The 21,739-nt window shown below is 59.1% G+C and carries 12 protein-coding genes; 6 read left to right on the top strand and 6 right to left on the bottom strand.

The features are described 5' to 3' along the window. Positions 1 to 40: 40 nt before the first annotated feature. The gene (locus ACP7AJ_RS13005) at positions 41 to 5,713 is read left to right on the top strand and encodes an alpha-2-macroglobulin family protein (protein WP_426060642.1); all 5,673 of its coding nucleotides are present in this window, start codon (positions 41 to 43) and stop codon (positions 5,711 to 5,713) included. A gap of 180 nt (positions 5,714 to 5,893) precedes the next feature. Here ACP7AJ_RS13005 and ACP7AJ_RS13000 read toward each other — a convergent pair whose 3' ends face one another. After that, positions 5,894 to 8,620 (bottom strand): S8/S53 family peptidase, encoded by a 2,727-nt coding sequence (locus ACP7AJ_RS13000; protein WP_426060641.1) that lies wholly within the window; start codon positions 8,618 to 8,620, stop codon positions 5,894 to 5,896. 623 nt (positions 8,621 to 9,243) lie between these two features. Between ACP7AJ_RS13000 and pbpC the strand changes: the two genes are divergently transcribed. Continuing rightward, a complete protein-coding gene (gene pbpC, locus ACP7AJ_RS12995; RefSeq protein ID WP_426060640.1) occupies positions 9,244 to 11,463 on the top strand; it encodes a penicillin-binding protein 1C in 2,220 nt (739 codons plus the stop codon). A gap of 147 nt (positions 11,464 to 11,610) precedes the next feature. Here the strand turns inward: pbpC and ACP7AJ_RS12990 are convergent, their stop codons facing one another. After that, positions 11,611 to 12,780: an aminopeptidase gene (locus ACP7AJ_RS12990; RefSeq protein WP_426060639.1), complete on the bottom strand. Its 1,170-nt coding sequence runs from the start codon at positions 12,778 to 12,780 to the stop codon at positions 11,611 to 11,613. A gap of 450 nt (positions 12,781 to 13,230) precedes the next feature. Between ACP7AJ_RS12990 and ACP7AJ_RS12985 the strand changes: the two genes are divergently transcribed. The 3 genes from ACP7AJ_RS12985 (at position 13,231) to ACP7AJ_RS12975 (ending at position 16,781) form a co-directional block, all read left to right on the top strand. Further along, complete coding sequence (locus tag ACP7AJ_RS12985; protein WP_426060638.1) at positions 13,231 to 13,995, top strand: DUF4197 domain-containing protein; 765 nt, start codon at positions 13,231 to 13,233, stop codon at positions 13,993 to 13,995. Between the two features lie 148 nt (positions 13,996 to 14,143). Beyond that, entirely contained in the window at positions 14,144 to 14,611 is a 468-nt protein-coding gene (locus ACP7AJ_RS12980; protein ID WP_426060637.1) for a MaoC family dehydratase, read from the top strand. Between the two features lie 121 nt (positions 14,612 to 14,732). Further along, positions 14,733 to 16,781: a S9 family peptidase gene (locus ACP7AJ_RS12975; RefSeq protein ID WP_426060636.1), complete on the top strand. Its 2,049-nt coding sequence runs from the start codon at positions 14,733 to 14,735 to the stop codon at positions 16,779 to 16,781. Between the two features lie 171 nt (positions 16,782 to 16,952). On the opposite strand, the gene ACP7AJ_RS12970 is transcribed toward ACP7AJ_RS12975, so the two are convergent. Together ACP7AJ_RS12970 and ACP7AJ_RS12965 are read right to left on the bottom strand one after the other, a co-directional pair. Further along, entirely contained in the window at positions 16,953 to 17,348 is a 396-nt protein-coding gene (locus ACP7AJ_RS12970) for a DUF779 domain-containing protein (RefSeq protein ID WP_426060635.1), read from the bottom strand. 179 nt (positions 17,349 to 17,527) lie between these two features. Further along, complete coding sequence (locus tag ACP7AJ_RS12965; RefSeq protein WP_426060634.1) at positions 17,528 to 19,057, bottom strand: aldehyde dehydrogenase family protein; 1,530 nt, start codon at positions 19,055 to 19,057, stop codon at positions 17,528 to 17,530. A 208-nt stretch (positions 19,058 to 19,265) separates the two neighbouring features. Between ACP7AJ_RS12965 and ACP7AJ_RS12960 the strand changes: the two genes are divergently transcribed. Continuing rightward, positions 19,266 to 20,192, top strand: coding sequence for an AraC family transcriptional regulator (locus ACP7AJ_RS12960; RefSeq protein WP_426060633.1), 927 nt, complete (start codon positions 19,266 to 19,268; stop codon positions 20,190 to 20,192). Positions 20,193 to 20,215: 23 nt separating this feature from the next. Here the strand turns inward: ACP7AJ_RS12960 and ACP7AJ_RS12955 are convergent, their stop codons facing one another. Both ACP7AJ_RS12955 and ACP7AJ_RS12950 read right to left on the bottom strand, forming a co-directional pair. Beyond that, positions 20,216 to 21,142 carry a bestrophin family protein gene (locus tag ACP7AJ_RS12955; RefSeq protein ID WP_426060632.1) on the bottom strand — a complete coding sequence of 309 codons (927 nt, stop codon included), beginning with the start codon at positions 21,140 to 21,142 and terminating at the stop codon, positions 20,216 to 20,218. Next, on the bottom strand, positions 21,129 to 21,584 hold the full coding sequence (locus ACP7AJ_RS12950) for a hypothetical protein (RefSeq protein ID WP_426060631.1): 456 nt from the start codon (positions 21,582 to 21,584) through the stop codon (positions 21,129 to 21,131). Before ACP7AJ_RS12950 ends, ACP7AJ_RS12955 begins: the two co-directional genes overlap by 14 nt. Positions 21,585 to 21,739: the final 155 nt, after the last annotated feature.

Genomic DNA, 21,739 nt, shown 5'->3' with positions numbered 1-21,739 from the left:
GAATATATCTACCTTACCAAGCCTTTATCCTCCTGCTTTTATGCACCACCCTTTTCTGCATCGCCTACCCCTTCTGCTGCTGTTTCTGACGCTGCTGGCTACCACTTCCTGCTCCAAAAAATCGGGCCAGGACCAAGTCACCGAGCAAACCGATGGCGAGGAAATTGACCCTTACTCCAACCTGGTTTTCACCTTCGATGAAGCCGTGGTGGCCGATGCCCAGCTCAACCGTTGGGACACCACGCAGTACGTGCGGTTCACCCCGGCTGTGCGTGGCAAGTTCAAGTGGACCAGTGACCGGGAGCTGACCTTCTCGCCGCTGGAGCCCTTCCGCCCCAGCACCGTGTTTGATGCCGCGCTGCAGACCGAAAACATGCCCAGCGGCAAGCAGCAGCTGGCGCTAACCCGCAAACGCTTCCACACGCCCTACCTGGGCATGGCGACACCTCAGGTGTTCTACGGCCGCTCAACCAAGGCTGCGGGCACCGCCGAGCTGCGCGCCAACCTGGTGTTCAACTACCCCGTGCGGCCAGCAGATTTACGCCCGCTGCTACGCGTGACCCAGGACGGCAAGCCGGTAGCCGTGCAGCTCATTACTGCCGAGCCGGACAAGATTCTGGGCCTGAGCTTTGCGCAGGATGTGAAGCCCGGCGCGGCCCTGACGGTGGAAGTGGCGCCCGGTCTCGTGCCCGCAGTGGGCGGCTCGGGCACCACCAAGCCCCTCACGGCCCAGCTGGAAGTGCCCGAGCCGCAAGTACTGGAAGTGCGCGAGCTAGTAGGCACGCTAGTGAACGGCGAGGCCGTGGTGACGGTGCTCACCAACCAGCCGGTGGCCGTGAATGAGATACAAACCGCGCTGAAAGTGTCGCCCAGTGCGCCATTTTCCATCGAGGCCCTGGAAAGTGGGTTTGCGCTGAAAGGTAATTTTGTGGTGGGCAAAACCTACCAAGTGACCCTGGCGGCCGGTGCCCGCGGCATGCTCGGCGGGCAGTTGTTTGATGCCTATAGCCAGTCGGTTTCCTTCGCGGCCGAGCGGCCCAGCATCAGCTTCGCCAGCGGCGACAAGGCCATGTACCTCGACGCGCTGGGCACGCGCAACCTAGGCTTGCGCATCAACGAGGTACAGAAGGTGAAAGTGACCATTGCCAAGGTCTACGCCAACAACATCCAGCAATTGCTGCGCGGCGAGCCTGATTACGGCTACCCGGGCTACAACGAAGAAAGCGGCGATGTAACGGAAGAAGCTGGCGAAGACGGCGAGTACATTGACCGCAGCTACCGCTACTACGACACAGAGAGTATTGGCAATGTCATCTCGGAACGCACCATTTCGGTAGCTGGCCTGCCCAAAGCGGGCGGCCTGCGCCTGCTGAATCTGGACTTGAAAGACCTCGAATTTCAGGGCGCAATGAAGGGACTGTACGTAGTGCGCGTGCAAGACACCGAGCGTCAGTGGCTGCAAGTGAGCAAGCTGGTGGCCGTGACCGATGTGGGCCTGATTGTGAAGCAGGGTGCCACGGGCGGCACGCTGGTGTTCGCCAATTCCATTCGCACGGCGCAGCCGCTGAGCGGCGTGACGGTGAACCTGGTGAGCAGCAACAACCAGGTAATCGGCACAGTGACCACCGACGGAGCCGGCGTGGCCGCGTTCGACTCGGCCGCCAGCATGAAACGTTTCAAGCTGGGCATGGTGACGGCCGTGAAAGATGCCGATTTCACCTTCCTCAACCTGAGCAAAAGCCGCGTTGAAACCTCCCGCTTCGAAGTAGGCGGCCTCACCAGCAACGCCGCCCGTTACCAGGCCTTCCTTTATGGTGACCGCAACCTCTACCGCCCCGGCGACACCGTACGCACCAACACCGTAGTGCGCACCGAAGACTGGCAAACGCCGCCCGCCAACCTGCCCGTGAAAATCCGCCTACTGCTGCCCACGGGCAAGGAATATAGCAGCCTGCGCAAAGCCCTGACGGCCGCCGGCTCCTTCGAAAGCAGCTTCATTCTGCCGCCTTCGGTGATGACCGGCCGCTACACCATGGAAGTGCTGACCGGCAACGACGTGCTGCTGACCTCGCGCCAAATCAGCGTGGAAGATTTTATTCCCGACCGCCTGAAAGTGAGCGTGAGCGCCGCGCCCACCGTGCTGAAACCCGGCCAAACGGTAACGGCCACCATCAACGCCCAAAACCTGTTCGGCCCGCCCGCCGCCGACCGGAAATTTGAAGTCGAATTTTCACTGAAAGAGAAAACCTTCCAGCCCAAGAAATTCCCCGACTATTCCTTCGAAATCAACAGCGGCGAGCGGCGCAAAACCACTTCCCGCAACGACGGCGAAACGACCACCACGTCCACCTCACGCTTCGAAAAGACCATGCGCGAGGACGTGACCGACGCCGCCGCCCAGGCCACCGCCACCTTCGACGTGCCCGAAGTGCGCGACCTGGGCACGCTGGAAGGCGTGGCCTTCGCCACAGTGTTCGACGAAACCGGCCGGCCCGTGAACCGCCTCGCCACCTTCGACGTGCAAACCCAGGCAACCATGTTCGGCATCCAGAAAATGCCCGAGCTGCTGAGCACGCGCCAGGCCGCCACCGTGCGCCTGCTGGCCCTCACGCCGCAGGGCCAGCCCACCAGCGCCCCGGCCCAGGTGAAACTGGTGCGCCTGCTCTGGGAAACCGTGCTCGAGCGCCAGGGCGGCCGCTACGTCTACAATTCGCAGCAGCGCGAGCAAACGATGGTGACGCGCACGCAGGCAGTGGGCAACGGCACGCCGTTCAGCTTCACGCCCCTGAACTCGGGCGAATACGAAGTGCGCATCAGTCGGCCCGGTGCCGTGAGCTACGTGGCGCAGCGCTTCTACGCCTATGGCTACGGCGACACGCAGGCCAATTCCTTCGAGGTGAACAACGAGGGCGAGGTGACCATCGAGGCCGACAAAGCCAAGTACGAGCCCGGCGAAACCGCAAACTTGCTCCTGAAAACGCCCTTCGCCGGCCGCGTGCTCGTGACCGTGGAGCGCGGCCGCGTGCTCGACCACTTCTACGTGACCACCGACCAGAAATCGGCCCAGGTCAAAATCCCCATCAAGGCCGAGCACGTGCCCAACGTGTACGTGACGGCCACGGCCATCCGCGCCATTACCGATAACCGCCTGCCGCTCACCGTGGCCCGCGGCTTCGTGCCGCTCACGGTGGAGAAGCCGGGCGCCCGCCTGGCGGTGGCCATTGCCGCGCCCGCCGCCAGCCGCTCGCAGATGTTCCAAACGGTGGAAATCACCACCGCGCCCCGCGCCCAGGTCACGCTGGCCGTGGTGGACGAGGGCATTCTGCAAATCAAAAACTACGTCACGCCCGACCCCTACGGCTACTTCTACCAGAAGCGCGCCCTGGAAGTGTCGGCCTTCGACATGTACCCTTTCCTGCTGCCCGAGCTGGGCACCAGCAGCAGCGGGGGCGATGCCGCCGACCTGCGCCGCCGCACCAACCCCATCCCCAATCGCCGCGTGAAACTGGTGGCCAAATGGAGCGGTGTCCTCACCGCCGATGGCGACGGCAAAGTCCGCTACAGGGTGCGCGTGCCGCAGTTTTCGGGCGCACTGCGCATCATGGCTGTGGCGTATAAGGACGATGCTTTCGGCAACGCCGAGCACACGATGAAGGTGGCCGACCCGGTGGTTATTTCGACCGCGCTGCCGCGGTTTATGAGTCCGGGCGACACCATTGATGTGCCGGTGACGCTGACGAATACTACGAGTAAAACTCTTAGAGTTAGGATACTCTTCAAATCCAAAGGAATAGAAAGGAAACCCGTGTCTATTTCGAAATTCAACGTCACATTCCCATACGGTAAGACAGGTAAGATATCCAAAACAGTTGCCGTGAAATCCCCTAATTATGCAGAGGACACTGAATTTAACGAGGTAACACTTCCCCCAAATAAGGAGCATAGCGTAGTAATCACCAACGTTTATGCAAAGTCAATTGGTAATGCAACCATAAAGATTAGCGCTATATTAATCGACGCCAGCATCCTATTTGAGAACAGCATCACTCCTCCGAATTCAGGAAGAAAATTAGCAGTAGAACGCACCGAATTAAATGGGCTTTTCAGTGAAACCATTGAACTCCCCATTCGCCCCGCTTCCTCGCTCGAAAAGCGCACTGGCAGCGGCGTGCTGGCCGGGGGCGCCTCGCTCCCGCTCAACCTGAAAACCGATTTCCTGCCCGCCTCGCTCACCAGCCGGCTGGTCATCAGCCGCTCATCGCTCACGGAGTTCAGCAAGGACCTGCGCTACCTGCTGCAATACCCCTACGGCTGCCTGGAGCAAACCGTGTCGGCCGCTTTCCCGCAGCTGTACTATGCTGATTTGGCGGCCACTTTGCAGCAGAAGACCGGCGCCGCGGCCAAAAACCAGCGCTACAACCCCAACTACCATGTGCAGGAGGCCATCCGCAAGATTGAGGCGATGCAGCTCTACAACGGCAGCCTGAGCTACTGGCCCGGCGGCGACTACGACAACTGGTGGGCCACGGCCTACGCCGCCCACTTCCTGCAGGAAGCCCAGCGCGCCGGCTTCGCCGTGAACAAGTCCGTGCTCGACAAAACCCTGCGCTACCTGCAGTACCGCCTCAAAAAGCGCGAAACCGAGCCCTATCAGTACTTCGACGCCAACAACCTGGCCCGCGAAAAAACCATAGCCAGCAAAGAAATTGCCTACTCGCTCTACGTGCTGGCCCTGGCCGGCCGCCAGGATGCCGTCGCCCTGAACTACTACAAAGCCAACCGCCAGCTGCTGGCCGAAGACTCCAAATTCCTGCTGGCCTGCACCCACGCCCTGCTCGGCAACCAGCGCCAGTTCCGGGCCCTGCTGCCCACCAAGTTCGGCGGCGAAACGGCCGCCAAGCGCGCGCTGGACGGCTCGTTCTACTCCCCCATCCGCGACCAAGGCCTTGTGCTAAACGCCCTGCTCGAGACAGACCCCAACAACCCGCAGGTGCTGGCCCTGGCCCGGCAGCTCAGCCGCCAGCTGCGCACCGCCGGCTGGCTCAGCACCCAGGAGCGTGCCTTTGCGCTGCTAGCTTTGGGCAAAATTGCTAAGCGTGACCTCCGCAGTACCGCTACCGCCACGGTTTCGGCCAATGGCAAAGCCCTCGGCAGCTTCACCGGCAAGGATTTGACGATACCCAACGTGGCCAACCGCGCACTCAGCCTGCGCACGGCCGGTAGCGGCAACCTCTACTACTTCTGGGAAATCGAAGGCATTTCGGCCAGCGGCCAGGTCAAGGAAGAAGACAGCTACCTGAAAGTGCGCCGCCAGTTCCTGAACCGCGCCGGCCAGCCCTTAGGCGCGCCCACCTTCCGTCAAAACGATTTGGTGGTGGTCAAAATCACCATCGAAGCCGGTGATGCAGCCGGCATCGTGAAGAACGTGGCCATCACCGACCTGCTGCCCGCAGGCTTGGAAATCGAAAACGCCCGCCTCGGCGCAGTGCGCGAGCTGGACTGGGCCAAGGATGCCGCCACCCCGGATTACCTTGATGTGCGCGACGACCGGATTAATTTCTTCACCACCGCTACGGGCCAGCCGAAGACGTTTTATTATTTGGCGCGGGCTGTGAGCAAAGGCACTTTTAAGCTTGGGCCCGTGAGTGCCGATGCCATGTATAACGCCGAGTATCATTCCTACAATGGCGCCGGAGTGGTGCGCGTGCGGTAGAGACGCATGTTTGCGTCTCGTCGTTGAACGATGCACGAACGACAAATTAGCCAGCCGGCCCCTATCGGCGCAGACGACAAGACGCAAGTATGCGTCTCTACCCCGTTCAGCCAATTTTGCCCAATAGAAAGGCCTGCTCCGGGGAGCAGGCCTTTTTCAATCAAACTACATAAGCAATGCTTATTGCACTACCATGCGCTTGGTCGTTACCGTCTCGCCGGTTTTCACTTTGAAGAGGTAAGTACCACGGGCCAATTTGGCGGCGTCGAACTTTACGTGGTGCACGCCAGCGGCTTCGGTGCCCAGCACCAGGGTCTGCACTTTGGCACCCAAGGTGTTGAATACTTCCACGCTCACGGGGCCGTCCTGGGCCAGCGCATAGCTGATGGTGGTGCTGCCGGTGAACGGGTTCGGGTAAGCCGAAACCTGCTGGCTGGTGGCCGTAGTGCCGTCGCCCGTGCGGGCTGCCTGAGTAGCGGGCTGGGTCTGGGCGTTGTACTGCGGGAAGGTGCGCGTTACGATAACGGCGAACTCGGCCCGGGTAACGTTCTGCGTGGGCTTGAACGTGGCGTGCAGCACCGGCTGCAGGTCGAAAGTGCCCTGAGTCAGGGTATAGAAGGCATTGATGAGGTTAAGTTCTAAGGCAATGCTTACGTAGCCTTCGAGGCCGGCCGGAATTTTATCGGCGTCGTCAACGGGAATGGTTTGACCGTTCACCGTTACCGTCACGGCTTTGCCGTTGCGGGCCAGGGCCTGCTGCTGGAAGCCAAGTCCCTGCACCAGCGAGTAAGCCAACGAAGCGCGGCTCACGGTGCCAGTGGGCGAGAACGTGCCAGTGGCAGTGGGCAACATCACGCCGTTGCTAACATGCAGACGGTCGCGCTGGGCCGCACCGCGGGCCGCTACCGATTCCGTGAGCAAGATGTCGTTGATGGTGGAGACGTCGGTGAAGGACCGCACCCCGGTGGTGGGCAGGAACTGGCGGATGCCCTGGCCCATGAGCAGGTAGTCGGCCAGTTGCAGGCGGGTCAGGTTGGCATCGGGCAGGAAGCCGGTGCTCAGGCCGTCAACAAGGCGGTTGGTTACGGCCATCTTGATGGCTGCTTCGGCCGGATGGCCCACAATGTCGATCAGGTTGGTGGTGCCGCTGGGGCTTAGCAATACTACTTTGCCGTTCACGGTTTCGGGAGCAGCCACGCCGCGTACGCCTTCCACGCGCAGGGTCCAGGTGCCGGCCTTGGGCGAGGCCACGGCCACGCTGCGGTCGGTCGAGAGGGTAAAGGTGACGGGCGTGCCCGAGCTATACCGTACGCCATTGGGGTCGAGCAACACGAGGTTGGTCAGGTTGCCGGTTTCGCCGAGCAGGCCGGGCGAAGAAATTTTCGCCGCAATGCTGTTGGTGCCCGCGCTTACGGGGAAAGTAATCTGGTTGCCGGCCGTCAGAATCGGGTCGAAGTTTATCGTGAAGGGGATGTTGGTAGCCTGTGCGTTTACGCTGCTGTTGAAGCGACGAGCGGCGTTCACCGTCGAACCGAAGTTGGACGAACGGAAAGCGTTGTCGACGGCAGCGAAAGCATTCACGTAGCCAGCGCCTACCTCCCAAGCCTCGCGGCCAGGCATGTTGGTGGCTGTTTTCGTGAGCAGGTCTTTAATCTGAGCAGGCGTCAGCGAAGGCTTGGCCTCCAGCAGCAAGGCGACGATGCCGGCTACGTGGGGCGTCGACATGGACGTGCCGCTGCTGTGGGTGTAGAAAGGAACCTGACCAGGCGTGAGCACAGCCACGTCGGTGGGCGTGCCTAGGGCAGCTACCGGGGCAATGGCCCGGGTCGATACCACGTCCACGCCGGGGCCTACAATCACGGGCTCGTTCTTGAACGTCCAGGTTTCGCCATCTACTACAATGGTGCCTTGCTCGCCCTTCACCCCGCGGGAGGAGAAGCCGGCCAGCAGACCGTTGCGGTCACCGGCACCCACCGAAATGGTCCAGGGCGCAATGGCGTAAGGGTTGTGGGTGTCGGCGCCGGGGCCGGAGTTGCCGGCGGCAAACACTACTGTCATGCCGCGGTCGTAGCACTTCTTCGTCACCACGTTAATGGGGTGGTTGGGGTTGAAGCGGCCGCTGCTGCCAAACGAGTTGCTGATAACCCGGATGTTGTACTGAAACTGGTGCGTCAGAGCATAGTCGAAGCCGCCGATGGCATCGAGCACAAACAGTGCGCCGCCCGAGCCGTAGCCCACCAGCGAAGCACCAGGCGCCACACCTTCGTACTTACCACCCGATTTTGCACCGGTGCCGCCCACCGTGCCTGCGCAGTGGGTACCGTGGCCCGAGTTCGTATCGGTGTTGGGTACATCTTCCACAAAGGTCACGGGAAGCATGGTATCGTAGGCGTTGAGGTTGGTCGAACCCAAGGCGTTCTGCACAAGGTGAGGACCAAACTTGATGTCGTCGTGGGTACCGTCGACGCCGCTGTCGTTCACGAGAACGCCAACGCCTTTACCCGAAACCGGAATGCCGTTGTTGCGGGCAATGGTTTCGCGGTCGGTGCGCAGGCGCTTCACACCCGTCAGGTTGGTGTCTTCGAAGTTATATAGCTCAAGCTGTTTGTTGATGTACAGCGAGCGCACGGCCGGGTTCTGGGCCAATGCGGCTACCTGCGCTGCCGTAGCCTGGATACCGGCTACCGGCACTGCCCGAAACGTGATTCCCTTGGTGATGCCCAATTGCTGCAACACACTCAGCTGCGAGGCCTGCGGTGCGCCACTCCCATTAAACGTAACCACCACTTCGGCCGTGGGGCTGGTAGCAAACGCGGCTTGCAGCTCGGGGTCCACTACGGCCTGGCCAAACGAAACGCTGGCTTTGAAACCCACCAAAAGGAGGGTCACTAGGAAAGTTTTTTTCATGTAGTTGTTGAGAAATAAGAGAAAGTGTTTGTAAAAAAAATATGGCTGTTTGAGCAACTCCAATTGTGTAGTGCGGGGCTACTCAAAAAAGGGAACCAAGCTGGCATCGAAATAACCGAATGGTCTACCCTATCAGCTTGAACAAACTTACGGAATGAGATTAGCAGCCGGATTTACCTATTCGATGGAAATTTTTCAGAAATCTCCTTTTTCATTACAAAATTTTGGCATTTTTGGTAAATTCTTGAAAATTGTTTAAACTTTATGGACGCTTTCCTAAACCATTAGTATTGTAATTTTCATATTTTATGACTTAGACATAGGGCTAATTATCACATTTTAAATAGCCATCAGTTTATCAGATTTATTAGCTTCTTTACTTACTGTTATTACTTGCTATTTCAGCCGTTGCCCCGTTTTGCAGCCAATCGCCTGAACGGTATAAAAGCCTGCCGCGAAAGGGGCCACAATCGTTCCTTTTCACAAGCAGCGAGCGGATATCTTTGGCTATGAATCGGCGGCAGGCATTTCGATTTGCGGTTGCGGCGCTTTTGCTCCCGCCTGGGCTTTTTGGCCTTAATCTGGCTTTTCCGCTACCGCACGCTCCGCTCTACTCCCCGCTTGTGTTGGCGGCCGATGGCAGCGTGCTCCACGCTTACCTGAACCCCACTCAGAAGTGGCGCATGAAAACCGAGCTGACGGAGATAACTCCGGCGCTGCAGCAGGCCATCATTAATAAGGAAGACCGGTATTTCCGGTACCACTTCGGGGTGAATCCGCTTTCTATTGTGCAGGCCGCGGGCCGGAATGCTTTCCGCACGGGCCGCACTACAGGCGCCAGCACCATCACCATGCAGGTAGCCCGCCTGCTGGAGCCCAAGGAGCGCACCCTTGGCAACAAGCTGCTTGAGATGCTGCGCGCCATGCAGTTGGAAGCCCACTATAGCAAAGCCGAGATTCTGCAGCTTTACCTCAACCTAGTGCCTTATGGCGGCAACATAGAAGGAGTGAAATCAGCGGCCATGCTTTATTTCCAGCAGCCGCCCGACTATTTGTCGCTGGCCCAGACGGTGACATTGGCCATCATCCCCAACCAGCCCCGTGTGCTGGTGCTGGGCAAGAACAACGCACAGATTCTGGCCGAGCGCAACCGCTGGCTGCGGCAATTCCAGCAGCAACACCTGTTTCCTGACCAAGACATCGCCGATGCCCTGGCCGAGCCGCTGGACGTGCAGCGCCACGCCGCCCCGACGCTGGCCCCGCACCTGGCGCGGCGGCTCGTTTCGCAGCAGCCCGGCCAGGCCATTATTCATTCCACGCTGCTGCGGGGCCCGCAGGCCAAGGCCGAAGACCTCACCAGGAACTACGTGCGCCGCCTGCACGAGCTCGGCATCACCCAAGCCGCGGTGCTGGTAGTAAACAACCGCACCCGCACCGTGGAAGCCTACGTGGGCTCTGCCGATTTCCAAGATGCGGCCAGTGCCGGGCAGGTGGATGGTGTGCGGGCCATTCGCTCACCGGGCAGCACGCTTAAGCCCTTTCTCTACGCCCTGGCGCTGGACCGCGGCATCGTCACGCCGAAGCTCAAGCTGCCCGACGTGCCTTCAAACTTCAGCGGCTTCCGGCCCGAGAACTTCGATAAGAACTTCAGCGGCGAAGTGACAGTAGAGCGGGCGCTTACTTATTCGCTCAATATCCCAGCAGTGCGCGTGCTGAGTGAGATGGGCGTGGGCACGTTCACCGAGAAGCTGCACGATGCTGGCTTCAAGAGAGTGGCGCACGATGCGCCCCGGCTGGGACTAAGCACCACTCTGGGCGGTTGCGGAGCCACGCTGGAGGAGCTTACGGCACTCTATGCGGCCCTAGCGGATAAGGGGCAGTACCGGGCGGTGCAATTGACTTACCCCTTTACCCGGCAGGGGTCAGGGGGTGAGGTTCGTGCGGCAGGCGTCTCACTCATCTCCCCCGCCGCCGCCTTCCTCATCACCGACATCCTCGCCCAGCACACCCGCCCCGACCTGCCTCTGGGCTACCAGGGCAGCACGCGCCTGCCCAAAATCGCCTGGAAAACCGGCACCAGCTACGGCCGCCGCGATGCCTGGAGCATCGGCTACAACCAAGACTACACCGTGGGCGTGTGGGTAGGCAACTTCAGCGGCGCAGGCAGCCCGGCCCTCACCGGCACCGACATTGCCACTCCTCTGCTCTTCGACCTGTTCAACGCCCTGGCTTACAACTCACCGAATAACTGGGCCATGACCCCCGCCAGCCTCGATTTCCGGCTGGTGTGTGCCGAAAGCGGGCTGGTGCCCGGCGAGCATTGCCCCAACCAGCTCATAGACTACTACCTGCCCGGCACCTCCAGCGCCCGGCGCTGCGAGCACCAACGTGAGGCTCTGGTTTCGGCCGATGGGGCAGTATCGTACTGCCGGGCGTGCGTGCCGGCTACTGGCTTTCGGCGCCAGCTGTTTCCCAACCCCTTGCCCGAGGTGCTGGCATTTCGCGAATCGGAGGGCCTGCCCGCCACCCGCCTGCCTGCCCACAACAGCGACTGCCGCCTTGTGCGCAATTCCGACGAAACCGGTACGGCCCTAGCCATCACCTCGCCCCTAGCCAATGCCGAATACCTACTCAACCGCTCCGAAAAGCAACAACTGCTGCTAAGCTGCGCGGCGGGCAGCGAGGTGCGCCAGGTGTTTTGGTACGTAAACGACCAGTTTCTGCGGGCAGCTGCGGCCACGGAGCGGGTGTTTTTCCAGCCCCCAAGTGGAAGCGTGAAAATCTCCTGCGCCGACGACCACGGCCGCAACGTGGATATTCAGCTGCAGGTGGCAGATATGTGAGGGGCACGGATGGATGCCACAACCCGCGTTATCTAGAGCGATTTCGGAGATGGTGCCCCGCCACCTAGTCTGTAGAGATGTAAAAACTAAGGCCAGCCAATTATTAATTGGCTGGCCTTTCGATTACAACGACTTGTGCGGCTTCACTTACCTCCGACGTTTCTTTGGTGCGGCCATTGTGCTGGCAGTCGTCGACACAAGTTGGCCGTTACGTATCACCACCTTGCCGTCTATGTCTACCGTGGCGTTGGCAATGGGGAAGCTATAGCTGCCCGGCTCTTTGTTTTCGCCGCCATACAGCGCATTGTTGCCGGAAGCCACGTACACCATGCCGGCTGCGGTGCTAGGGTAGTACGCCTTGCCCTCCTCTTGTTTCATTACCGGGTTCAGGCCAATGGAAAAGCGGCCTACCTTAAGCCCCGAGGGCCCATAAGGGGCCATCTGCTGTTGAAAAGCATCGGCCCCGACGTCGGCACGCACGTTTTCAACCTGGCCATTTTTCAAGTCCGCTTTAAAGCCTTTCAACGGCTTACCTGCGGATATGGCATCGTTGGCTACTGCCAGACGGCCCGTGGCCGATGTTTCCTGGCAGGTGCCGTAGAGAAGGCCGCCGGGCAAGCGCGCCGTGCGGTTGTAGATGAGCTTATCCTGCTGGTCAGTGGCCGACAACACCCCGTCGTCGGCGAATACGGGGCGGCCCGCCAGGTCCAGGGTCAGGTCGGTGCCCGATGGCGAAGTGATGTGCATCTTTTTGCCAGTAGCCAGCATCTTCTTTAGCTGCTCGGCCTGGTCGGCAATGGCCGCATAGTCGGCCCCTATGCCACCCCACATCATTTTTTCGTAGTCAGCATAGTTGAGTTCTTGTGATGCCGCATAACTCTTGCTCGGGTAGCTCACGAACACGCCCCGCAGCTTGCTGGCATCAAGCTGCTGATTCATGTTGGAGGCGGCAGCTACCTGCCCAAATTTAGTTCGACGGGCTGCACTAACGTCAGCAAGTACCGCCCGGCTGTCCTCAACGCTAGGCAGGGTAATAAGCACGTCCGCCAGCAGCAGCATGTTATTGGCTTTGCTAGCCTGAATGGCCGCTTCTGGTGTTTCCACGTTGACTGCGCGCACCACCTTGTCGGTTGTCACCCACATATTGGGCTGCCCGCCAGCGCGGGCCACTTCCACTGCCACGGCCTCCATGAGGGGCATCGTGTGCTGGCCGCCCGTAATTACGACAGCATCGCCGGGCTTAACTCCGGCTGAGGTGTTCACAATCTGTTTGGCAATCTGTTCATAGTTCTGGCCGAAGGCGGAGCCAGTGAACAAAAGCAGGCCTGAAATACAAGCCACTGGTAAACATTATTTCAACATCGGAACAAAGATTAAGTGGTTAAAAACTGCACCAACGCTTCGAAGCTGCTAAACCAGTGGAAGCGCCTATCAATAACCCAAGGTATGCCATTTTTTTACATTAAATAAATATTTATTTGTAAAATAAAAATAAATCTCATTACGCAAGCCAAAAGCGCTTCTGGTTTTAAGGCACCCTTCAGCCAACACATAGGGCAGAAATCGGCAACACCTCTTATCAGGCATGTATTTGCTTGCTCATCAAGCCCATTAGGCCTTCAAACAGATGGTGCGCATCGGCTGACTCGCGCGCATACTGAAAGCGACGAACACGCAAGCAAGCATTCCCGACAGCACCGCCCAAGAATTCGGCATGGGCGTTGCAATGCTTCAATAGCTGGCACATTTCGCTTGGCTCTATCTCTTATGAAAAACCACACCCTTGCTCTTGCCTTCCTATTTCTGGCTATTTCATTCAGCGCTTCGGCGCAGGTGTTCAGACTGCCTCCTATCAAAGGCATCAATCTGCCAAATATCCTGAAAGCACCCTCGGGCAGTTCAGGCAGCAGCAACAAAGGCAGCATCAGCAACACGGAAGCTGCCAATGGCCTCAAGGAAGCCCTGATGCAGGGCATTGGCAAGGGTGCCGACCAGGCTTCGCAAACGGATGGCTTCTACCTCAACCGCCTCATTCGCATCCCTTTTCCGCCCGACGCCCAGCGGGTGGCCAACACCTTGCGCAGCATCGGCATGGGCAGCCAGGTCGATAAGTTTGAGCTGTCGCTGAACCGTGGGGCCGAGGATGCCGCTCGCAGCGCCAAGCCCATCTTCCTGAGCGCCATTAAAAGCCTCACCTTTTCCGACGTCTGGAATATCCTGACCGGCCAGAAAGACGCCGCCACGCAGTACCTGAAGCGCACTACCAGCACGCAGCTCACCACTGCTTTTGCTCCCATCATGCAGCAGAGTCTGGATAAAGTGGGCGCCACGCGCTACTACGCCAGCCTAGCCACCCAGTACAACCAGATTCCACTGGTGACGCCCGTGCAAACCGACCTCAACCAGTATGCTACCGGCAAAGCCGTGGATGGCCTGTTCACGCTCATTGCCCAGGAAGAGGCCAACATCCGCGAAAACCCCGTGGCGCGCACCACCGAGTTGCTGCGCCGGGTGTTTGGCCGCAACAGCTAGCGGCTATTGAGTGGTTGATTGGTTGTTGCACTTACTTAGATTCATCCCCGGCAACGGGCAACGGATACCTAAAGAAACAAATAACAGCAACGGTGGCGCTTTGGCAGCGTATGTTTGAGCCTCTTTCTCCGCATGCCAATTCCCGTACATGAGTAAACTAACTATCCGCAGCCTTGCCGAGCTAGAAGGCTGCGTGGGCCAGGAACTGGGCGTTTCCGAGCTTCACACCGTCACGCAGGAACAAATCAACCAATTTGCCGCTGCTACCCTCGATTTCCAGTGGATACACGTGGATGCGGAGCGGGCGCAGACCGAGTCCCCCTTCAAGGCCACCATTGCGCACGGCTACCTCACGGTGTCGCTGCTGCCCTACTTGTGGCAACAAATCGTGGTGATTGAGAACCTGAAAATGCAGGTCAACTACGAAGTTGAGAGCCTGCGATTCAACCAAGCCGTAACGGTAAACAGCCGCGTACAACTCCGCGCCAGCCTGCTGTCGGTGGCCAACTTGCGCGGCATTGCCAAAGCCCGGGTTGGGGTAACTTTAGAGATTGAAGGTTCCAAAAAACCGGCTTACACTGGCGTAGTTACGTTTTTATATCATTTTCAGGAATAATATAATTATATAACGCCTGAGCTTAAATCAGTATTGCCAAAAAATGACCGGGCCGCTTAGGTTGCTCGGTCATTTTTTTGTTTACATTAGCCCCATAGTTCAACTTTTTTTCTGCTTCATTATGAAACATTTGTTGCTGTGCCTGGGGCTGTTACTGACCCTGGCAACCCCTCAATCCGGCTTCGCACAAGCCGCTGCCAAAGCGAGCCAGCTGCCGCCGCTCATCGACCGCGAACTGCTGTTTGGTGACCCCGAAATTTCGGGCGCCCAGCTCTCGCCTGACGGCAAGTTTCTCTCCTTTATCAAGCCCTACAACGGCACCCGCAACATCTGGGTAAAGGGCCTGAATGAGCCCTTCGATAAGGCCCGTCCCATGACCAACGACCAGGCCCGGCCAGTGCGCGGCTACTTCTGGAGCCGCGACGGCAAGTACCTGCTTTATAGCCAGGACAAAGGCGGCGATGAAAACTTCAACATCTACGCCGTGAACCCGGCCGAAACCCTGCCCGCCGGCCAGGCCGTGCCCACCGCCCGCGACCTCACCGGCCTCAAGGGCGTGCGGGTGCAGATTTACAACGTGCCCCTCACCGACCCCAACACGCTGTTCATCGGTCTCAACGACCGCGACAAGGCCTGGCACGACCTTTACAAGCTGAACCTGACCAATGGCGAAAAAACCCTGGTGCGCCAGAACACCGACCGCCTCGGCGCGTGGGAGTTCGACTGGAACGACCAGCTGCGGGTGGCCTCGCGCTCCAATCCGGACGGCAGCACCGAGTGGCTCCGCGTGGAGGGCGACAAGATGACCCCATTCTACAAAACCTCGATTGACGAGCAGAGCAACGTCTTTTCCTTTGCCAAGGACAACAAGCGGGTGTACATGCTGACCAACAAAGGAGACGGTCGCAACCTGTCGGAAATCGTTCTCCTCGACCCTGCCACCGGCAAGGAGGAGCCTTTCCAGGCCGACCCCCTGAAGCGTGTGGATGTAGGCAGCCTGGCCATGTCGGAGAAAACCCACGAACCCGTCTACGTGAGCTTTGAAGACGACCGCATGCGCCGCGAATGGAAAGACAAGGCGTTCGAAAAGGATTTCAAAACGGCCAGCGCCAAGCTCACCGGCCTCGACGTGTACCCCGTGTCCAACACCACCGACGAGCGGCTGTGGCTGCTCTCGGCCAACTCGGCCACCCAGCCCGGCGTGGTGTACTTGTTCGACCGCCAAACCAAGCAGCTGACCAAGCAATATGAGCTGCGCCCCCAGCTGAAACCCGCTGACCTGGCCGAGATGAAAGTGGTACGTTACAAGTCGTCGGACGGGCTGGAGATTCCAGCGTACCTGACTCTGCCCAAGGGCGTGCCGGCTAAGAACCTGCCCGTCATCATCATGCCGCACGGCGGTCCGTGGGCCCGCAGCTCTTATGGCTTCAACCCACAGCACCAGTTCTTGGCCAACCGGGGCTATGCGGTGCTTTCGCCCAACTTCCGCGCCAGCACTGGCTACGGTAAGAAATTCCTCAATTCCGGTAATGGAGAGTGGGGCCGCAAAATGCAGGACGACCTGACCTGGGGCGTGAAATATCTGATTAAAGAAGGCATTGCCGACCCTAAGAAGGTGGGCATCATGGGCGGCTCCTACGGCGGCTACGCTACGCTGGCGGGTGTGGCCTTCACTCCTGATGTGTACTCAGCGGGTGTGGCCATTGTGGCGCCTTCCAACCTGATGACCCTGCTGAACGCCATACCGCCCTACTGGGAAGCGGGCCGCAAGCAGATGTACGCCCGCATGGCCGACCCCGGCACCGAAGCCGGCCGGGCCGAGTTGGCCCGCATGTCGCCGCTCACGGCCGCCGATAAAATAAAAACGCCGCTGCTGGTGGTGCAGGGCGCCAACGACCCGCGCGTGAACAAGGCCGAAGCCGACCAGATAGTGGTGGCCCTGCGCGACCGCAACTACCCCGTGCAGTACCTGCTGGCTCCCGACGAGGGCCACGGCTTTGCCCGCCCCGTGAACAACATGGCCATGCTGGCGGCCTCCGAGAAATTTCTCTCTACGCACTTGGGTGGTCGCTTTCAGGAAAGTATGACTCCGGCCGTGGCCAAGCGCCTGCAGGAAATCACAGTAGACCCCAAAACGGTAACGCTGGTGAAGGAAACGGCAGTGAAGTAATTCTCTGGCTTCATGCTAATAAAAAAGCCCTACTATGAAGCAGGGCTTTTTTATTAGCTATCGGAAAGGTGTAGAGACGCGACACTTCGCGTCTCGGCGGCCGCGCCGTTCGAAGCGATTCGACGTCATCGTTCAACGACGAGACGCCAAGTGTCGCGTCTCTACACCGTTTTAGGCTTGTTGCTCGAGGTACTCCTCCCCTACTTGCACGGGCACCATGTCCTTGGATTCTTCCTCCGTAAACAGCCGCGAGCGAATCAGAAAACGAACCCCCATCGGGATTTCCAGCGAGAAGCTGGCGCCGCGGCCTTTGGTTACGTCCACGGTGAGCTGGGTATGCTGCCAGTACTCAAACTGGCTGGTACTCATAAAAAAGTCGCACCCGTGAATTTGGCCCAACCACACGTCGTTGCCGCCGATGCGGAATTCGCCCTTGGCAAAGCACATGGGCGAGGAGCCGTCGCAGCAGCCACCGCTTTGATGGAACATGAGCGGGCCGTGCTCGTCGCGCAGGAGGTCGATGGTGGCTTCGGCAGCTGGGGTAACAAGGACGCGAGGGGTTGGCATGGCGTGTAAGATGAAGCGGGAATCAATTGGACAAGCATCCCTTCTTTTAAAGAACGTCATGCTGAGCTTGCCGAAGCATCTCTATCGCAACACTAACTCTAATTAGCTGCGCGGTAGAGATGCTTCGGCAAGCTCAGCATGACATTCTATGTTAGCGGACTTATTTAATTCCGCTTAGCCTAAAAGAAGCCCAGTTTCTGCTGGCTGTAGTTGATGAGCATATTCTTGCTCTGGCGGTAGTGGTTGAGCATCATCTTGTGATTCTCGCGGCCGAAGCCCGAGGCCTTGTAGCCGCCGAAGGGCGCACCGGCCGGGTAGTCGTGGTAGCAGTTCACCCACACGCGGCCGGCCTGAATGGCGCGGGGCATCTGGTACAGCTCGTGGGCATCGCGGCTCCAGAGGCCAGCGCCGAGGCCGTAGAGGGTGTCGTTCGCAATTTCAATAGCTTCGTCGTTGTCCTTGAAGGTAGTCACGGACAACACCGGGCCGAAGATTTCCTCCTGGAAAATCCGCATTTTATTGTGGCCGCGGAAGATGGTGGGCTGGATGTAGTAGCCCTCTGCCAGCGCGCCGTCTTCCTGCTGGTACGCATCGCCGCCCACCAGTACTTCGGCTCCTTCGGCCTTGCCAATTTCGAGGTAGCTAAGAATTTTTTCAAACTGGTCGTTCGAGGCCTGGGCGCCCATCATGGTGCTGGGGTCCATGGGGTTGCCGAGCTTCACGGCCTTCACGCGCTCAATCACGCGGGCAATAAATTCGTCGTAAATGTCTTCGTGCACCAGCATTCGTGAGGGGCAGGTGCAGATTTCGCCCTGGTTGAGGCAAAACATCACGGCGCCTTCGATGGCTTTGTCGAGGAAGTCGTCGTCGTGGTCCATCACCGACTTGGTGAAGATATTCGGCGACTTGCCGCCCAGTTCCATGGTCACGGGAATGATGTTCTCGGCGGCGTACTGCAGGATGAGGCGGCCGGTGGTGGTTTCGCCCGTGAAGGCCACTTTCTGCACGCGCTTGTTGCTGGCCAGGGGCTTGCCGGCTTCCAGGCCAAAGCCGTTCACCACGTTGAGTACGCCGGCGGGCACCACGTCCTGAATCAGCTCCATGAGCACCATGATGCTGGCGGGGGTTTGCTCAGCAGGCTTCACCACCACGCAGTTGCCGGCGGCCAGGGCCGGGGCAATTTTCCAGGTGGCCATCAGCAGCGGGAAGTTCCAGGGAATAATCTGGCCGATTACGCCCAGCGGCTCGTGAATCACTAGCGATAGAGTGTCCTGGTTCAACTCGGTGGCGGAGCCTTCTTCGGCCCGAATGACGCCGGCGAAATAGCGGAAGTGGTCGATGGCCAGGGGTAGGTCGGCGGCCATGGTTTCACGGATGGCCTTGCCGTTCTCGACGCATTCCACGGCGGCGAGGTGGGCCAGGTTGGCTTCCATGATGTCGGCAATTTTGAGCAGCATGTTGCTGCGCGTGGTGGCCGAGGCGTGCTTCCAGGTGGCGAAGGCTTCGTGCGCGGCGTCGAGGGCCAGCTCAATGTCTTCCTTGGTGGAGCGAGCTACCTTACAGAAGGCCTTGCCATCGATGGGCGACGGGTTGTCGAAGTACTGGCCTTTGACCGGGGCTACCCATTTTCCGCCGATAAAATTGTCGTAATGAGACTTGAACTTGGGACGTTCCACCACGGTGGATGTTGCTTCGAGGGTTTCAGCCATGACGTTGTAATAAGTAAAGGTTGAGTGGGTTAGACAGATGGTAAAGGTCTTTGAATAACCTTTTGTCGGGTTGTGGTATTGTCTTAAAGTGTGCGGGAATAATCGCAACTTGCCAGCGCAACCACTTCCAGTATTGGCTACGGTTGCTTCTTGCTACTCCGTCCACTCCGCTGGCGTCCTGAGCGCCGGAGCTAACTCAATCCCACCCATGCCTACGCGCGTTCACCTACCCGCCGTTGCTCCACTCGCCGTTGAGCGCCTGCACAGCCTCGTTGAAAACCGCACCGTGTATGCCCTCGATGGCTTTGAGTTGAACGTATTCGAAACCCACCAGGCCGCGCACCGCGTGCCGCTACGCCTCGACGGACTGGCCCTGACCACCATGCTGCACGGCAAAAAAGTAATGCACCTGCCCGGACGCGATGCCTTCGACTACCTACCCGGCGAGTCGGTGGTGGTAGACAAGGACGAGCTGATGGAAATCGACTTTCCCGAGGCCTGCCTCTGCCAGCCCACGCAGTGCCTGGCCGTGGCCATCGCGCCCGATACCATTCGCCACACCGTGGACCTGCTGAACGAGCGCTACCCCCGCGCCGAGGCGCACCAGCCCTGGGGTATCAGCGCGCCCGACTACGCCCACCTCACCAACACCCCCGAGCTCACTGACACGCTGGGCCGCCTCGTGGCCGTGTCGCGCGCCACCGACGCCAACAAGGACGTGCTGGCGGGCTTCACACTTCAGGAATTACTGGTGCGCCTGATGCAGACGCAGGCCCGCCAGCTCATTTTCCACGACTATGCCCGCTACCTCACCACCCACCGCTTCGCGGCTGTGGTCGACTACATCAAACAGAACTTATCCGAAAACCTGAGCATCGACAAGCTCAGCGCCCTGGCCTGTATGAGCAAGGCCACGTTCTTCCGGGTGTTCAAGCGCGAGTTTGGGATTACGCCGGTGGAGTTCATCATCCGCGAGCGGCTGAGTGAGGCGAAGCGGCTGCTGCGCCACCCACTGGCCAGCGTGGCCGAGGTGTGCTTGCGGGCGGGGTTCAACAACTTGTCGTACTTCCAGTCGCTATTTAAGAAACACGAGGGCGTGACGCCTGGGGCCTACAAGAAGCAAATGGTGGCGTAAAAACGCGCCTTGGCGGGTTCAGTCTAAAACACCACCGTATAAGGGGCATCGGCCAAGGCACGAATATCCTCGTGCAGGTCAACCCCCAGGATTTCGTGCACGTTGGCCCGGATGCGGTTCGATATCTGCGTTAGGGGCAAGTCGTTGCTGTCCTTGCCGAAAGGGTCCTCTATTTCGTCGCCAATCATTTCGACCCCCAGCAAGGCGTAGGCACCGAACATGGTGACCGGAATGGTCAGGTATTGGTAGGTATCGAGCAGGTTGAAGGGCATGATGACGATGAAAACCGTGATGAACCCCTTGATGAAGTAGCTGTAGGAAAATGGAATGGGCGTGGCCTTGATGCGCTCACAGGCCCCGGCCACGTCGAGCAAGGCCTCGTGGTGGCGCTGAATGGTGAGCAGGTGCATGGGCAGAATCAGTTCTTGGTCCAGTAGGCGCTCATAAAACTCCTGCAGCTGCGTGGCAATGCCCGAGGGCACATGGTCGAGTCGCTGCAGGTGCGAAATGAAGCCGTCTTCCACCTCCGTGAGCTTGTGGAATTCCACGCCTTTACGCAGGTGGCCATCCAGAGCAATGGGAAAGTTGGACAGCAGGCCGGCCAGGTAGGCGCGGTTGGCGTGGTCGTGGGCGGGCAACCGGGCGTGGAGCAGGCTGGCCAGGTTGCGGCAGTTGTTTACGAGGTGTCCCCAGAGGCGGCGCCCTTCGTAAAAACGGTCGTAGGCCGTATTGGTGCGGAACACCAGCAACAGGCTGAGCATTATGCCCAGAAAGGTGAAAAATTCCTTATCCACGGAAAGGTCGATGTGCGCATAAAGCACTTCCGTGGCTGTAATGGCCGTGGCGTAGAGGCCCACAAACAGCACCCTTCTTAGCAGCAGGCGAATGACGCCCGAGGAGCGCAGGTGGCGCAGGGCCTCCCACCAGTCAGTCGATTTATAAACAATCATAGCAAAACTGCGGGCATACCGTCAGTGTCCGCAAGTTAGCCCTGCCCCGTTTAGCTGCTGAGTGGCCGATGAGCCAAGGAATCCCGGTGCCCGGCTTTTTTTCGGCTTCTTGGGCCAGAATCAGCCAGTTGATGGCCGTGCTTTCCTCGCTGGCATAATGCAGCCGATATGGCAGCGAGGGATTGGACACGGCTGCTACCTGCTGCTGGAAGTCTTCGGCGGCGCTGAGGTGAGCCGGCGAAATTAAGTAACTGAAGTACAGCAAACCGCCGAAGTGGGCCGATACCAGCGGGGCAAACTCATCGAGCATCCAGCGGGTCACAGCCGGGCCCGAGCTAGGCCGGCGGCGGGCATCCAGCAGCCAGAACCGACACTGGTTCACGTCGGCGGCTTCGAGTTGGCGATAAACACTTCGGGTTTCATCGTCGGTGGTAATGCCCATCCAACGCACGACTAAAACATGTAAATCGAAACGATAAGTAAGGTTAACTAAAGAAGTAGGAGAAGTTAGCTGCATAGACTAGGTTGTACGGACAATTAACGGAGCCAAAGCAAGGCAGAGACGAAATGGAGCATGCCTAAAAAGCTGCTGGCTGT

The organism is Hymenobacter sp. B1770 (assembly GCF_049896385.1).
In the GTDB taxonomy this organism is placed as follows: domain Bacteria; phylum Bacteroidota; class Bacteroidia; order Cytophagales; family Hymenobacteraceae; genus Hymenobacter.
This window is presented reverse-complemented; position numbering and strand designations above follow the sequence as displayed.

What these genes read in the sequence shown, in the direction of transcription:
- ACP7AJ_RS13005 (WP_426060642.1), top strand. Translation starts at nt 41, where the DNA reads ATGCACCACCCTTTTCTGCATCGCCTACCCCTTCTGCTGCTGTTTCTG.
- ACP7AJ_RS13000 (WP_426060641.1), bottom strand. Translation starts at nt 8,620, where the DNA reads ATGAAAAAAACTTTCCTAGTGACCCTCCTTTTGGTGGGTTTCAAAGCC.
- ACP7AJ_RS12985 (WP_426060638.1), top strand. Translation starts at nt 13,231, where the DNA reads ATGAAAAACCACACCCTTGCTCTTGCCTTCCTATTTCTGGCTATTTCA.
- ACP7AJ_RS12980 (WP_426060637.1), top strand. Translation starts at nt 14,144, where the DNA reads ATGAGTAAACTAACTATCCGCAGCCTTGCCGAGCTAGAAGGCTGCGTG.
- ACP7AJ_RS12975 (WP_426060636.1), top strand. Translation starts at nt 14,733, where the DNA reads ATGAAACATTTGTTGCTGTGCCTGGGGCTGTTACTGACCCTGGCAACC.
- ACP7AJ_RS12970 (WP_426060635.1), bottom strand. Translation starts at nt 17,348, where the DNA reads ATGCCAACCCCTCGCGTCCTTGTTACCCCAGCTGCCGAAGCCACCATC.
- ACP7AJ_RS12965 (WP_426060634.1), bottom strand. Translation starts at nt 19,057, where the DNA reads ATGGCTGAAACCCTCGAAGCAACATCCACCGTGGTGGAACGTCCCAAG.
- ACP7AJ_RS12960 (WP_426060633.1), top strand. Translation starts at nt 19,266, where the DNA reads ATGCCTACGCGCGTTCACCTACCCGCCGTTGCTCCACTCGCCGTTGAG.
- ACP7AJ_RS12955 (WP_426060632.1), bottom strand. Translation starts at nt 21,142, where the DNA reads ATGATTGTTTATAAATCGACTGACTGGTGGGAGGCCCTGCGCCACCTG.
- ACP7AJ_RS12950 (WP_426060631.1), bottom strand. Translation starts at nt 21,584, where the DNA reads ATGGGCATTACCACCGACGATGAAACCCGAAGTGTTTATCGCCAACTC.